Source organism: Acidovorax radicis (genome assembly GCF_020510705.1).
Taxonomy (GTDB): Bacteria; Pseudomonadota; Gammaproteobacteria; order Burkholderiales; family Burkholderiaceae_C; genus Acidovorax; species Acidovorax radicis_A.
Genome location: NZ_CP075184.1, coordinates 470,430 through 484,609, shown reverse-complemented (window position 1 = coordinate 484,609; position 14,180 = coordinate 470,430). Strand labels below are relative to the sequence as shown.

Sequence of the window (14,180 nt, the reverse complement as noted above, 5' to 3'; positions counted from 1 at the left end):
AGCAGCCAATTTCTTGTCAAATCACGCAATATCCCTTAGCAGGCGGCGCAGCACCTTGCCCGCGCCCGTGGCGGGCAGCGCATCGATGAAGCGCAACTCGCGCGGAGCCTTGTAGGGCGCCATGTTTTCGCGGCACCACGCCACCAGCGCTGGGGCGTCCAGCTCCTGGCCGGGTTTCTTGACGATGAAGGCGCGCACCACCTCGCCCTTTTCCGCATCCGGCACGCCGATGACGGCGGCCTGGGCGATGGCGGGGTGTTTGATGAGCAGGGTCTCGACCTCTTCGGGGAAGACGCTGTAGCCCGAGACCTTGATCATTTCCTTGAAGCGGCCGATGAAGGTGAGGTAGCCGTCCGCATCGATCTTGCCCATGTCGCCGGTGTAGACCCAGCCGTCACGCAGCGTCTTGGCGGTGGCCTCGGGCTTGTTCCAGTAGCCCTTGAAGTTGCCGGGGCCGTGGATGGTGATCTCGCCCACCTCGCCAGCAGCCAGCGGCGCGCCGGTGTCAGGATCCACGATGCGCAGGGTGTTGCCCGGCACGGGCTTGCCCTGGGTGCCCCAGCGGATCGCATCCACCGGCATGGCGGTGTCCACGGTGTGCGTTTCCGACAGGCCATAGGCCGCCTCGTGCGCAATGCAGTTGGGCGCGAACTGCTGCCACTGCTGGGCCAGCGCCTCGGTGAAGGTGATTCCGAAGCTGGTGACCGGGTTGCGGCGCAGTGCGCTCCAGTCCATGTCGCGCGCGCTGGGCACCTGCATGAGCGCGCCGTTCATGGGCGCAATGCTGTACCACCAGGTGACGCGGTGGCGCTCCAGCGCCTGGGCCACGCCCAGTGGGTCAAAGCGGTAGAGCAGCACGGCCGTGGCGCCGGTGTAGATGGGCAGGTTCACGCCCATCACCATGCCCGCGATGTGGTACAGCGGCGCCACTGCCAGCAGCGTTTCGTTCGGCGTCATGCCGTTGCAGTCGGCGGAAGCGGCGGTCTTGAACGTGGCATTGCCGTAGCTCAGCATCGCGCCCTTCGGTAACCCGGTGGTGCCCGAGGTGTAGGTCATGAGCGAGACGTCGTCCATCGACAGCGCCACGGGCGCAGGCCGTGCGCCGGTGCGGGTGGCGGCCAGGAAGTCTTCGCAGCCCGCAGGCACCGGCACCATGGCGGCGCGCATGGCCAGCAGCTCGGCGGGTACCTCGATGCTGGGCGTGCCCTCGGGCAGCAGCTCGGCATAGCGCACCACAAACACCTGCTGCAGCGCTGTCTTGGCGCGCACCTTGTCCACCACGGGCAGCAGCACATCGGCCGCGACGATCACGCGGGCCTGCAGGTCGGTGAGCTGGCATTCCAGCTCATGCTCCTTGTTCAGCGGCCCGCAAGGGCAGACGATGGCGCCGATCTTCTGGATGCCGTAGTGCGCCATCACGTACTGCGGGCAGTTGTTCATGAACAGTGCCACGGGCTCGCCCTTGGCCACACCCAGCGCCTGCAGGCGCGCGGCAAATGCATCACTGGCCGCATCAAGCTGCGCCCACGTGAGGGGCTGGCCGTACCAGAGGTAGGCGGTGCGGTCGGGTGTTTCGCGGGCGTGGCGGCGCAGGTGTTCGTGCAGCGGCAGCTGCGGTGCGGAAGAAGGCATGGCATTGTCTCCAAGGTGTCTGGAATCGCTGGTTCTTGGCGGCCACTCAGGGTTTTCTCTGAGAGCCCACACCCGCCAGCGTCTTGCCAATATATACCGCACGGTAGAACAATGCTACCCATGGGTATAACTCCAACGTCGCGCAAAGGACACCGATGAACCAGCAGCCCCCCGTGCAGGCCAGCGGCCGCCAGAAGGCCGCCACGGCCGGGTCGGACGAGAAGCGCGAGCGCATCCTGCGCGCGGCCGAGGCGCTGTTTGATGCGCAGGGCTACGCCAACACCACCATTGAGCAGATCGTGCAGCAGCTGGGCGTGACCAAGCCCTTTGTGTACTACTATTTTCGCAACAAGCAGGAGATCTTCGAGACGCTGTCGTGGGCACCTACCGTAGCCTGCTTCACGGCCATGGACTTTGCGGCAGAAGATGACCGGCCTGCGCATGTGAAGGTGACGGAGGGCATCGAGCGGCTGATCCGCGCCACGCTGGAGCACCACCCGTCGGCGTTCTTCCCGTACCGTGAGCCCCAGGTGTACCGGCCCGAGTACCTGGCGGCCCAGAAGGACCTGGCCAACCACTTCTACGACCAACTGTGCGCGCTGCTGGAGCAGGGCCGTGAGGACGGCAGGTTCGAGTTCAACGACACCAAGATCACCGCGCTGGCCGCCTGCAGCCTGCCCGGCTTTCTCTACAACTGGTACCGCCCTGACGGCCGCCTGTCGCAAGACGAGGTGGCGCAGGAGCTGGCGCAGCTGGCCTGGCGCGTGCTGGGACTGCGGCGCACCCGCAAGCGGAACACGGCGTAGCGCGCCATGCCACCGCGTGCGGCAAGGCAGCGCAAGCCACACGACATACCGAAAAACACAGGAGACAAAGACACCATGAAGACACGCTTGCTCACCCCCCTGGCCACAGCAGCGGCCCTGCTGATCGGCACGGCAGCCCACGCACAGGAGACCTTCAAGGTCGCCTACATCGACCCGCTGTCGGGCCCGTTTGCGAACGTGGGCGAGCTGATGCTCACGCACACGCAGTACGCCATCGAGGACATCAACGCCAAGGGCGGCGTGCTCAAGGGCACCAAGCTGCAGCTGCTGCAGTTCGACAGCAAGTTGTCGGCGCAGGAGAGCCAGAGTGCGCTGCAGGCCGCCATTGACCAGGGAGCCAAGGCCATCGTGACGGGCGGCTCGGGCTCCTCCGTGGTCACGGCACTGGTGCAGGCGGCGGCGCGCCACAACCAGCGCAACCCGGGCAAGGAGATTTTGGTGCTGAACCACTCCTCCATCGACCCCGAGCTGACGGGCAAGGCCTGCAACTTCTGGCACTTCCAATTCGAGGCCAACACGGCCATGAAGATGAAGGCCATTGCCAACTACATCAAGAAGCAGCCTGACATCAAGAAGGTGTACCTGCTCAACCAGGACTACGCACACGGGAAGCAGTGGGCGCACTATGGCCGCGAGATGGTGGGCCTGGCGCGGCCTGACATCCAGTTTGTGGGCGAGGCGCTGCACCCCATTGGCCGCGTGAAAGACTTCGCGCCGTATGTTGCCAAGATCAAAAGCACCCAGGCCGATTCGGTCATCACTGGCAACTGGGGGCAGGACATGACGCTGCTGCTCAAGGCGGCGGGCGACGCGGGCTACAACCTGCGCTACTTCAACCACAGCGCAGGCTCCATGCCCGGCACGGTGCTGGCGGTGTCGCAGGCCAAGCAGGGCCAGCTGACCTGGGTGGCCGAATGGCACCCCGGCCAGGCCGACACCCCCAAGGTGGACACTCTGGTCAAGGCCTACAAGGCCAAGACGGGCAAGGACTTCCTCGCGCCGCGCATCGAGATGACGCCGCGCTTTCTGGCAGCCGCCATCAACAAGGCCCAGTCCACCGATCCGGTGAAGGTGGCCCGCGCGCTGGAAGACCTGACCATTGACTCCGTCGTCGGCCCCGTCCGCATGCGCGGCGAAGACCACCAGCTGCTGCTGCCCCAGGTGGTCAACACCATCGTGCCGGTCGACGGCAAGGCCGTGAAAGTGGGCTGGGAAGGCACCAACTACGGCTTTCGCACCGACGCGGCCTACACCGGCAACGAGCTGGCGCAAGGCACCGAGTGCAAGATGGCCCGGCCCTGACAGCACGGAGCATCAGCGCGCGGTAGACCCCACAGCGGCAGCTGCCACAGGCCGCCGCTAACATGGCCGGTCATTGCATTGATTGACCCGACCCACAAGGACCGCGCCCATGCCCGACTTTCGCAGCGACACCGTCACCCAGCCCACGCCCGCCATGCGCGAGGCCATGTTCAAGGCCCCGCTGGGCGACGATGTGTTTGCCGACGACCCCTCTGTGAATGCACTGCAGGAGCACGCGGCGCAGCTGCTGGGTTTTGAGGCCGCGCTGTTCGCCCCCTCGGGCACGCAGACCAACCTGATCGCGCTGTGGGGCCACTGCCAGCGCGGCGACGAGGCCATCGTGGGCCAGAGCTGGCACACCTATCGCTGGGAGGCGGGCGGCATGGCCGTGCTGGGCTCCATCCAGCCCCAGCCCGTTGAGACCCAGCCCGACGGCACGCTGCGCGTGGCCGACATCGCCGCCGCCATCAAGCCCGACGACCCGCACTTTGCGCGCACACGACTCGTCGTGCTGGAGAACACCACGGGCGGCCAGGTGCTGCCACCCGCCTACATCGCCGAGGTGGCGCAACTGGCGCGCAGCCGGGGGCTGGCGCTGCACCTGGACGGCGCGCGCTTGTTCAACGCGGCCACCGCCAACGCCGCGCGCCATGGAACCGATGTGTATGACGAAGCGCGGGCGCTGTGCGGCGCTTTTGATTCCGTATCGCTGTGCCTGAGCAAAGGCTTGGGTGCGCCAGTGGGCTCGCTGGTGCTGGGCACGCGTGATTTCATCCGCCAGGCCCGCCGCACCCGCAAGATTCTGGGCGGTGGCATGCGCCAGGCCGGTGTGCTGGCTGCCGCAGGCCACTATGCATTGCAGCACCATGTGCGGCGACTGGCCGATGACCATGCGCACCTGGACCAGTTGGCCCAGGGACTGCAAGAGGCGGGCCGCAGCCACCCGGTGTTACAGGACCGCATCACCGTGCTGCCCTGGCAGACCAATATCCTGTTCACCGACTTGCACCCCGATGTGGCCCCTGCCTTTGCCGCCTGGCTGGCGCACCATGGCGTGCGCGTGACAAGCAGCCTCTATGGCGGCAACACGCGGCTGCGCTGGGTGGCACATCTGGATGTGGGCCAGGCCGACGTAGCGGCTGCGCTGGACTGCGTGGCGCGTTTTACGGGGTGATGGGCATACACGCCGGCAAGCTGGCTTGAATGCCCGTACCGGCGTCCAACGGGCGTCCGTCGAGGGCGCCTTGCGCCAGCGGCCACACGGGTCCGTGGTCACCCATCCACCAGCGGGTAGGTGCGCCCGCCGAAGATGCCGGTGCCCACGCGCACCATCGTGCTTCCGGCCTGGATGGCGGCCTCCAGGTCTGCGGTCATGCCCATGGAGAGGGTGTCGAAATCTTCCAGCCCCGGCTCCGCCCGGGCACGTATCTCGTCAAAAAGCTTTCTGGCGCTGGTATGGATTGCCAACTGCGATTCGAAATCAGGGGCATGGTCAGGAATACTCATGAGCCCGCGCACCCGCAGACGTGGCAGTTTCGCCACAGCACACACCAAGCCCAGCACGTCCGCCGAGGCCACCCCGGACTTGGTGGCGCCACCGTCCATATTCACCTGCACACACACTTGCAACAGGGGCAGATGCGCGGGGCGCTGGGCCGACAGGCGCTCGGCAATTTTGAGCCGATCCACCGTGTGCACCCAGTCAAAATGCTCGGCCACAAGCCGTGTCTTGTTGCTCTGGACAGGGCCGATACAGTGCCACTGCAGCCCGGCGCCAGGCATTGCAGCGCGCAAGGCAGCGATCTTGTCCACACCTTCCTGGATGTAGTTTTCGCCAAAAGCGGTTTGGCCTGCGGCCACGGCCTCAACCACCGCATCGGCGCCAAACGTCTTGGAAACGGCGAGCAGATTCACACTGGCAGGCGCACGCCCGGCGGCATTGCTCGCTTGGGCAATCCTGCCGAGAACCTGTTGGAGGTTGTTAGCAATCGTGGTCATAATGATTGGCAAGCGTACCAAACGATAGAGGGACTCCGTGGACATTACCCAATTGCTCGCGTTCAGCGTCAAGAACAAGGCATCCGACCTGCACCTTTCCGCAGGCCTGCCGCCCATGATCCGGGTCCACGGCGATGTGCGGCGCATCAACGTCGATGCGCTTGACCACAAGACAGTCCATGCCATGGTGTACGACATCATGAGCGACTCGCAACGCAAGACGTACGAAGAGTTTCTGGAGGTCGATTTCTCCTTTGAAATCGAAGGCCTGGCCCGTTTCCGCGTCAATGCCTTCAACCAGAACCGCGGCGCGGCGGCCGTGTTCCGGACCATTCCGAGCAAGATCCTCACGCTGGAGCAGCTCAACGCCCCCAAGATCTTCGGCGACCTGGCCCTGAAGCCGCGTGGCCTGGTGCTGGTGACGGGCCCCACAGGTTCAGGCAAGTCCACCACGCTGGCGGCGATGGTGAACTATCTGAACGAAACCGAATACGGCCACATCCTCACGGTAGAAGACCCGATCGAGTTCGTGCACGAGTCCAAGAAGTGCCTGATCAACCAGCGCGAAGTCGGGCCGATGACCTTGTCGTTCTCGGCAGCGCTGAAGTCAGCGCTGCGCGAAGACCCGGACGCCATTCTGGTGGGCGAAATGCGCGACCTCGAAACCATCCGCCTGGCCATGACGGCCGCCGAAACAGGCCACCTGGTGTTCGGCACGCTACACACCTCCAGCGCCGCCAAGACGATTGACCGGATCATCGACGTGTTTCCTGCCGAAGAAAAGGAAATGGTCCGATCCATGTTGTCTGAATCGCTGCAGGCCGTGATCTCGCAAACCCTGTGCAAGACCAAGGACGGATCAGGCCGCGTGGCTGCGCACGAAATCATGCTGGGCACCAGCGCCATCCGTAACCTGATCCGCGAGGCCAAGGTCGCACAGATGTATTCGACCATCCAGACCAGCAACAGCGTGGGCATGCAGACACTGGACCAGAATCTCACCGACCTGGTGCGGCGCAACATCATCAGCCCCGCTGAGGCGCGCGGAAAAGCCAAGATCCCCGAAAACTTCCCGGGCTGATCGGCTCACACAACCAAGACCTTGCGGCCGCAGACCGGCCGCAGACCGGAGCGAGATATGAAAGGCATTTTGAGCCTTCTGAAGATGAAAAGCCGCAGCGGCAAGGCGAACGAAGAGCACACGGACTCCGTGTTGTTCTCCACCGCTTTTGCAGGCCAGGGCGTGGACGAGTCGATGCTCGTCCCCTGGGAGGCCCGCGCGGTTGAAGTGGGGGCCAAACGCCTGCCCACGAGCCGTGGCGGCAAGCTCCTGCAGGGCCTGTGGGCCAAAGACAAATACATGGCCCACCTGGACAAGGACGCTGTGGAGCGCATGGAGCGCTTTTTTGAGTTTGCGGCCGTCCAGTCCAACCGGGACGTGATTCGGCAAGATGAATACGGCAACTTCATGGTGGTGCTGCTCACCGGCACCATCGCAGTGGACCGCATACAGCCCTGGGGCGAACAGTTGCGCCTGGCAGAAACACGCCCTGGTGACATCCTGGGCGAGATGTCGCTGCTCGACAGCGGCATTCGCTTTTCGGCCTGCACCACGCTCACCGACTGCGAGATCGCCGTGCTGAGCGCCGAAGCCATGGACGACATGATGACCAAGGACCCGCAACTGGCCGCCAGCCTGATTGCGCTGCTGGCCCGCAAACTGTCGCTGCGCCTGCGCGTTGTCAGTGCGCGTCTGAGCGACAACCAAAAGTGATGCGCGACCACAAGACCAAAAATCGTCCGTCAGACGGACACCCCAGGGAGAACTTCTGATGGAACGCGATCAGGCCAGTAAATTCATCAATGACCTGCTCAAACTCATGGTGAGCCGCAACGGCAGCGACTTGTTCATCACCGCTGAGTTTCCGCCCGCCATCAAGGTGGACGGCAAGGTGACCAAGGTGTCGCCCCAGCCGCTCACGGCCAACCACACGCTCACGCTGGCCCGCGCCGTGATGAGTGACAAGCAAGTGGCCGACTTTGAACGCACCAAAGAGTGCAACTTCGCCATCTCGCCCGCAGGCATTGGCCGCTTTCGCGTCAACGCCTTCATCCAGCAGGGCAAGGTAGGCATGGTGATGCGGACGATTCCGCTCACGTTGCCCACCATCGACGGATTGGGCGTGCCGCAGGTGCTCAAGGAAGTGACCATGGCCAAGCGCGGCCTGTGCATTCTGGTGGGCGCCACGGGCTCGGGCAAATCAACCACGCTCGCCGCCATGGTGGATTGGCGCAACGAGAACTCGTTCGGCCACATCATCACGGTGGAAGATCCGGTCGAATTTGTGCATCCTCACAAGAACTGCGTGGTGACGCAACGCGAAGTGGGCCTGGACACCGACAGTTGGGAAGCCGCCCTGAAAAACACGCTGCGCCAGGCGCCTGATGTGATTTTGATGGGCGAAATCCGCGACCGCGAAACCATGGAACACGCCGTGGCCTTTGCGGAAACCGGCCATTTGTGCCTGGCCACGTTGCATGCCAACAGTGCCAACCAGGCGCTCGACCGCATCATCAACTTCTTCCCCGAAGAACGCCGTCCCCAGTTGCTGATGGACCTGTCGCTAAACCTGCGCGCCATGGTGTCACAGCGTCTGATCCCCAAGCAGGACGGCAAAGGCCGCGCTGCGGCGGTCGAAATCATGCTCAATACCCCGCTGATCTCCGACCTTATCTTCAAGGGCGATGTCTCCGAGATCAAGGAGATCATGAAAAAGAGCCGCAACCTGGGCATGCAGACCTTCGACCAGGCGCTGTTCGATGCGTACGAGGCTAACGTGATCAGCTACGAAGACGCGTTGCGCAACGCCGACTCTTTGAACGATCTGCGCCTGCAGATCAAGCTCAACAGCCAGCGCGCCAAGTCGCCGGACCTTGCGTCGGGCACGGAACACTTTGCGATTGTGTGACAACCCCCTGAGCGGCTGCGCCGCTTCCCCCTTCTCTCGCGCTGCGCGCGGGAAGAGGGACGACGCTGGTGGCCTGGCAAAGCCAGTTCCACGGCGTCCGCTGGCCTGGGCCGCGCCAGTTTCAAACGCTGCCCCCGTGGCGGCCTTTTTTTGCAAGAACCACTCCCATGCCAAGCACCAACCCCCGCAACTACGACGCAACCCCATCCCGCAAGGTCGCCTTCCTGGGGCTGGGCGTGATGGGCTACCCCATGGCTGGCCACCTCGCCCTCGCGGGGCATGAGGTCACCGTGTACAACCGCACCGCTACCAAATCAGTAGCATGGTGCGCAGAGTATTCAAGCGCTAGAGCCCCAAAACATGCAGCAACGCCCCGAGAGGCTGCTGCTGGGGCCGATATCGTTTTTTGCTGCGTGGGCAACGACAACGACCTGCGCTCCGTCACCCTGGGTGCCGAGGGTGCGTTCGCGGGCATGAAACCCGGCGCCATTTTTGTGGACCACACCACAGCATCTGCCGAAGTGGCGCGCGAGCTGTATGCGGCGGCCAAGACCTTGGGTCTGCAATTTGTGGATGCGCCCGTATCCGGGGGCCAAGCGGGCGCTCAAAATGGCCTGCTCACCGTGATGTGTGGCGGTGATGCTGCTGCGTTTGAGGCCATACAGCCTGTCGGCATGGCGTTCTCCCGCGCCTTCACGCTGCTGGGCGCCAGCGGCGCAGGCCAGTTGGCGAAGATGGTCAACCAGATCTGCATTGCGGGCCTGGTGCAAGGTTTGTCCGAGGCGGTGGCTTTTGGCCAGTGCGCGGGGCTCGACATGAAACAGGTGCTCGACGTCATCGGCAAAGGTGCGGCCCAAAGCTGGCAAATGGACAACCGTGGCAAGACCATGGTGGATGGAAAATTCGATTTCGGGTTTGCGGTGGACTGGATGCGCAAGGACCTCGGCCTGGTACTCGATGAAGCCAAGCGCAATGGCGCCCGCCTGCCTGTGACGGCGCTGGTGGACCAGTTTTATGCCGATGTACAGAAGATGGGCGGCAACCGCTGGGACACCTCCAGCCTTATCAAGCGGTTGACCTGATCCGAGCCCCGGCGCTTTCTCCGAGAATGCGCCGGTCAAAAAAAAGCCACCCGAAGGTCAATGCCAGTCAGTTAAGCCCTGGCTGGCATTTTCTTTGGAGGGTACTTGCTGCGCGTGGAGCGCTTGACCTCGCGAGGGAAACTTCGGCCTTGCCTGCGTGGCGGCAGCACGAAGTGCCTTGCCTCGTCCATCAGCCACTGCAGGTGCTGCGGCACCACACCAGCGCGCGCCAGGTGCACGCTGCGCAGCACCCCGACGATGGCATGGCGCGCCGTGTGAAAGCTGATGCGCACGGGCTCCACCTTGGCGTGCTGCGCCATCAGCCGCATGCACCTGCGCAGCAGTGTGTGGGCGATCAGGACACCCCAGACCTCCTGCATGACCAGCTCGGGCTGGCGGCTGCGCAGCACGCTGTGGCTTTGCTGCAGTGACTGCTTGATCTCACGAAACCCCAGCTCGATCTCCCAGCGCTGGCGGTACAGCTGCACCAGCTGCTGTGCATCAAACCGCTGGGCGTCCAGCATGGAAGTGATGAAGCGCCTGGGTTTGCCATCGACCAGCGTCTGCACCATACGGGCCTGCCAATGGCTGGGCAACTCGGGGCGTAGCTGTCTGGCCCTTTGCGACACAGGCATACGGATCAGCCAGTCGCTCTCACCCAGGGTTTGCTCCACTTCGTGGCGCAGGTTGTCCCTGGCGCGCATGAGCCAATGGCGCTCGCTTCCTGCACTTTGCCAGTCCAGCAAGAAGGCTGCAGAAAAGTACGCGCGGTCAAACAGCGTGATCGAGTCATCCAGCCCGCACAGTCCAGCAGCCAGCGTCAGCTCCCCTTGGTGGTAGTCGCCCAGTTGAGCATCAAGCAGTTCGTGGCTGTCGGTGTCCAGCAGGCACACCGCGCGAACCATGGGCCAGGGCTGCGGGCCGTACTGCGTGTGTCCGCTGCCCAGCACCTGGCGGTTGTCCGCGCTGTCGGGAGCCGACCAAACCACGCCATCGACGGCCAGCACGCGCAAGCTGTCGGGGTGCACCGGGTGGGCGCGTCCCCAGGCCTGGGTGAGCAGGCCAAACAAGTGTGCCAGCGGCTCGGCGCCCAGCCTCTGGCGGGCCTGCACGCTGGCACTGGGTGCGGGCAAGTCCTGTCCGTCCACGGTCAGTGCCATCTCTTGAACTACCTGCCACAGCGGCATCTGGCGCAACAGGGCCAGCCCAATCACCAGCCACACGGCATGCTCAGCGGGCAGCTTGCGACGCCGGATCGAGGCCTTGCCTGTGGCTTGCAATGCTTGCGCGATCCAGCTCGGATCGATCAAGGCGCTCAACTCAGCCATGCCGCCAGCGGGCAACTCGGCCAAGGTCTCATTGAAGATGGTTTGCAGTCGAGCAGACAAAAGAAAAAGGGATCGTGGTGAACACGTTCCCTTTTTACAGGCATTCAGCCTCGCCTGGGCTTAACTGACTGGCATTGGCCGTACGGCCCCTTTTTATGTAGTGCGGCCCATGGCCTTCCATGGCCTTGCCGCCAGCTCAGCGGCTGGTCGCTGGCGCGTCCTGCGTCACGGGGGCGGGCTGCGTGGCGATGCGGCGCAGTTCTTCGTCCGACAGGATCTCGAACACGCGCACCACTTTGCTGACGTTACTCACACCCCGGGCGATTTCGGTGGCGCGCTGGGCTTCGCGCTGCGACACACGGCCCATCAGATAGACGACGTTGCGCTCGGTCACCACCTTGAATGAATTGGCCGAGATGTCATTGGCATCCACCAGGCTCGCCCGCACCTTGCCGGTGATGAAGGTGTCGGTGGAGCGCTGGCTCAGCGACGACGGGGGCATCACCGCCAAGTCGTTCACCACAGAGCGGGTGTTGTCGACCTGCGCCATGATTTTTTCGACCTTTTCGCGGTCTAGCGCGCTGGGCACCTCACCGGTCAACAGCGCCTGGCGGTTGTAGCTGGTGATGTTGACGTGGGCACGGTCGCCCAGGGTTTCGCGAATGCGATTGGCGGCACGCAACTCGATGCCTTCGTCCTCGATCTGCGTGCCCGCAGTGCGGCGGTCAACGGCCATTACGCCGCCCATCACGGCGCCTCCCACGATGAGTGGGGCACACGCCGACAGGCCTGCTGCCAGGGCAGTGATGGCCAGCGCGGTGCATACGGTGCGCTGGGTTCGGTTCATGGATGGTGTCATATCGGGCTCTCCTGTTCGCCAAGTAACTGGGTGTCCACGCCGTCGCTCAGGCAATGCAGCACAAGGCCATGGACTTCGCGCACACGCGCGGCGCGGTCGTGGGGCACGCTGATCAACACATCGGTCTCGCGCAACATGGCAGCGAGCTTGCCGCCGGTGCGCCCCGTCAGCACCACCACGGTCATGTCGCGCTCATGGGCGGCTTCAGTGGCGGCCAGCACGTTCGCGTCGTTGCCGGTGACCGACAAAGCCAGCAACACGTCGCCAGCCTGCCCCAGCGCACGCACCTGGCGCGCGATCTGCTGCACCGCATCGTTGCTGCCCGCAGCCGGTGCCATCAGGGTGCCGTCGGTGGCGAGGGCGAGGGCTGCCAGCTCGGGCCGCTCACGCTCAAAGCCCGCTACACAGAACGCGGCGAACTGCTGGGCCGCAGCGGCCGACGGACCATTGCCACAGGCCAGCACTTTGCCCCCGCTGGTCACGCAGGCCAGAACGGCCTGGACTGCGGCGGCGATGGGGTGGCTCAGGGTCTGGGCGGCCTGGTATTTGAGGTCAGCGCTGTCGATGAAGTGCTGTTGGATACGTTGCTCAAGCATGGGGGGCCAATGATACCCTTCGCGTGTTACAGCTTTTGTAGCAAACCGTAGCCACCGGCCTTGCGATTGCGGCGTGAATGCGCCGTCAAGTAGCCGTCCGGCCGCAGCGCAATCACCGCACTGTCTTTCTTAGAACGTGAACACGTTTTTACTGCGCGTCAAAAGCGGCCTGCAGCCATTCCACCGACTCTTCGACCAGCACCACATCAAAGCGGCAGGGCGGCGGCGAGGGCATGCGCAGCAGGTAGTGGCGCGCCGCAAAGACGATGCGCTGCTGCTTGACGGCACTGATGCTCGCACCGGCGCCGCCGAAGGCGCTGCTGGCACGGCTGCGCACCTCCACAAACACCAGGGTGCCACCCCGGTCACGCATCACCAGATCAATCTCGCCACCACCACGGCCGGGCGTCCGATAATTGCGCTCCACCAGCTGCAACCCGGCGGCCTGCAAAAAGGCCAGCGCTTTGTCCTCTGCTGCGTTGCCACGCTGTCGCGTGGTGACCTTGCGGGTTGCAGCGGGGCCGGGCGAGGCCAATGCCTGCGGCGCGGCCATTTCCGGTTTTCGTTTTCCAAGGAATTTCATTGAGCGCATCTTTCGCTTCAGCCCAGGGCGCCGCGCGCGAAGCGGCGGCTGCGCAGCATTATCCGCAGGGCGCCTTGTATGTGGTGGCCACTCCCATTGGCAACCTGGCCGACATCACGCTGCGCGCCATGCACGTGCTGCTCCTCGCCGACACCGTGGCCTGTGAGGACACCCGCCACACCCAGGCCCTGCTGCGCGCCTATGGCATCGACAAAGGCGCGGCACAGTTGCTGGCCGTGCACCAGCACAACGAGGCAGAGGCGGCACACCACGTGGTGCAGCGGCTGCAGCAGGGCCAGCGCGTGGCTTATGTGAGCGACGCAGGTACACCCGGCGTCAGCGACCCGGGCGCACGCCTGGTGGCGGCCGTGCACGCGGCCGGCCTGCGCACCGTGCCCCTGCCCGGGGCCAGCAGCATCACCACGGCGCTGAGCGTGGCCGGTGCTGTGGCCCACAGTGGCGAACAAGGCGGTTTTGTGTTTGCCGGCTTTTTGCCCGTGAAGAATGCCGAGCGCGCGGCCGTGATCGAGCAGCAACTGGCCCACGAGGCCCGCTGTGTGGTGCTGCTGGAGGCCCCTCATCGCATCGAAGAACTGGCCAAGGCGTTGGGGGTGCTGGGCCAGCGCCCGGTCACCCTGGCACGCGAACTGACCAAACAGTTTGAAGAAATCACCACCCAGCCCGCCGAGGCGCTGACAGCGTGGCTGAGCGGTTCGCCCCAGCGCTCGCGCGGGGAGTTTGTGGTGCTGCTGCACCCGACCCCCGTGGCCAGCGATGATGGCGACAGCCTGCGTGTGCTGCGTTTACTGCTGCAAGAGCTGCCGCTGAAAACCGCCGTGCGCGTGGCCGCCGAGATCACAGGCGCATCACGCAACGTGTTGTATGACACGGCCTTGCAGTGGAAACGCGACGGAGCCCCCACCGAGGCGGCGGCAGGCGGTGACGCGGATGGATAGCCTCAGAATATGAGCAAAAACGGCCTCTAGCGCTTATTCAATAAGCGC

The 14,180-nt window shown here is 64.4% G+C and carries 14 protein-coding genes; 8 read left to right on the top strand and 6 right to left on the bottom strand.

Translation table 11 applies throughout. The features are described 5' to 3' along the window. Nucleotides 1-21: 21 nt before the first annotated feature. A complete protein-coding gene (locus tag KI609_RS02215; protein WP_226446642.1) occupies nucleotides 22-1,632 on the bottom strand; it encodes an AMP-binding protein in 1,611 nt (536 codons plus the stop codon). 155 nt (nucleotides 1,633-1,787) lie between these two features. On the opposite strand from KI609_RS02215, the gene KI609_RS02210 reads away from it, so the two are divergent. From KI609_RS02210 to ltaE, 3 genes are all read left to right on the top strand, one after another. Then, the gene (locus KI609_RS02210) at nucleotides 1,788-2,438 is read left to right on the top strand and encodes a TetR/AcrR family transcriptional regulator (RefSeq protein ID WP_226446640.1); all 651 of its coding nucleotides are present in this window, start codon (nucleotides 1,788-1,790) and stop codon (nucleotides 2,436-2,438) included. Nucleotides 2,439-2,513: 75 nt separating this feature from the next. Continuing rightward, nucleotides 2,514-3,761: a branched-chain amino acid ABC transporter substrate-binding protein gene (locus tag KI609_RS02205; RefSeq protein WP_226446638.1), complete on the top strand. Its 1,248-nt coding sequence runs from the start codon at nucleotides 2,514-2,516 to the stop codon at nucleotides 3,759-3,761. Between the two features lie 109 nt (nucleotides 3,762-3,870). Further along, entirely contained in the window at nucleotides 3,871-4,935 is a 1,065-nt protein-coding gene (gene ltaE, locus KI609_RS02200) for a low-specificity L-threonine aldolase (RefSeq protein ID WP_226446636.1), read from the top strand. A 98-nt stretch (nucleotides 4,936-5,033) separates the two neighbouring features. On the opposite strand, the gene KI609_RS02195 is transcribed toward ltaE, so the two are convergent. Next, complete coding sequence (locus tag KI609_RS02195) at nucleotides 5,034-5,759, bottom strand: YggS family pyridoxal phosphate-dependent enzyme (RefSeq protein ID WP_226446634.1); 726 nt, start codon at nucleotides 5,757-5,759, stop codon at nucleotides 5,034-5,036. A gap of 37 nt (nucleotides 5,760-5,796) precedes the next feature. Here KI609_RS02195 and KI609_RS02190 point away from each other — a divergent pair, with 37 nt between their 5' ends. From KI609_RS02190 to KI609_RS02175, 4 genes are all read left to right on the top strand, one after another. After that, nucleotides 5,797-6,840 carry a type IV pilus twitching motility protein PilT gene (locus KI609_RS02190; RefSeq protein WP_226446631.1) on the top strand — a complete coding sequence of 348 codons (1,044 nt, stop codon included), beginning with the start codon at nucleotides 5,797-5,799 and terminating at the stop codon, nucleotides 6,838-6,840. A gap of 57 nt (nucleotides 6,841-6,897) precedes the next feature. After that, nucleotides 6,898-7,533: a cyclic nucleotide-binding domain-containing protein gene (locus KI609_RS02185; RefSeq protein WP_226446629.1), complete on the top strand. Its 636-nt coding sequence runs from the start codon at nucleotides 6,898-6,900 to the stop codon at nucleotides 7,531-7,533. A 58-nt stretch (nucleotides 7,534-7,591) separates the two neighbouring features. Beyond that, entirely contained in the window at nucleotides 7,592-8,728 is a 1,137-nt protein-coding gene (locus tag KI609_RS02180) for a PilT/PilU family type 4a pilus ATPase (protein ID WP_226446627.1), read from the top strand. Between the two features lie 167 nt (nucleotides 8,729-8,895). Further along, the gene (locus KI609_RS02175) at nucleotides 8,896-9,810 is read left to right on the top strand and encodes an NAD(P)-dependent oxidoreductase (RefSeq protein WP_226446626.1); all 915 of its coding nucleotides are present in this window, start codon (nucleotides 8,896-8,898) and stop codon (nucleotides 9,808-9,810) included. 71 nt (nucleotides 9,811-9,881) lie between these two features. On the opposite strand, the gene KI609_RS02170 is transcribed toward KI609_RS02175, so the two are convergent. The 4 genes from KI609_RS02170 to KI609_RS02155 form a co-directional block, all read right to left on the bottom strand. After that, nucleotides 9,882-11,198: an IS4 family transposase gene (locus KI609_RS02170; protein ID WP_226445574.1), complete on the bottom strand. Its 1,317-nt coding sequence runs from the start codon at nucleotides 11,196-11,198 to the stop codon at nucleotides 9,882-9,884. 136 nt (nucleotides 11,199-11,334) lie between these two features. Then, nucleotides 11,335-11,997: a BON domain-containing protein gene (locus KI609_RS02165; protein ID WP_226446625.1), complete on the bottom strand. Its 663-nt coding sequence runs from the start codon at nucleotides 11,995-11,997 to the stop codon at nucleotides 11,335-11,337. Then, on the bottom strand, nucleotides 11,994-12,593 hold the full coding sequence (locus KI609_RS02160; RefSeq protein ID WP_226446624.1) for an SIS domain-containing protein: 600 nt from the start codon (nucleotides 12,591-12,593) through the stop codon (nucleotides 11,994-11,996). The genes KI609_RS02165 and KI609_RS02160 overlap by 4 nt, the downstream gene beginning before the upstream one ends. 148 nt (nucleotides 12,594-12,741) lie before the next feature. Next, entirely contained in the window at nucleotides 12,742-13,176 is a 435-nt protein-coding gene (locus KI609_RS02155; protein ID WP_226446623.1) for a YraN family protein, read from the bottom strand. On the opposite strand from KI609_RS02155, the gene rsmI reads away from it, so the two are divergent. Then, a complete protein-coding gene (gene rsmI / locus KI609_RS02150; protein WP_226446622.1) occupies nucleotides 13,176-14,132 on the top strand; it encodes a 16S rRNA (cytidine(1402)-2'-O)-methyltransferase in 957 nt (318 codons plus the stop codon). The two genes, KI609_RS02155 and rsmI, sit on opposite strands and share 1 nt — an antisense overlap. Nucleotides 14,133-14,180: the final 48 nt, after the last annotated feature.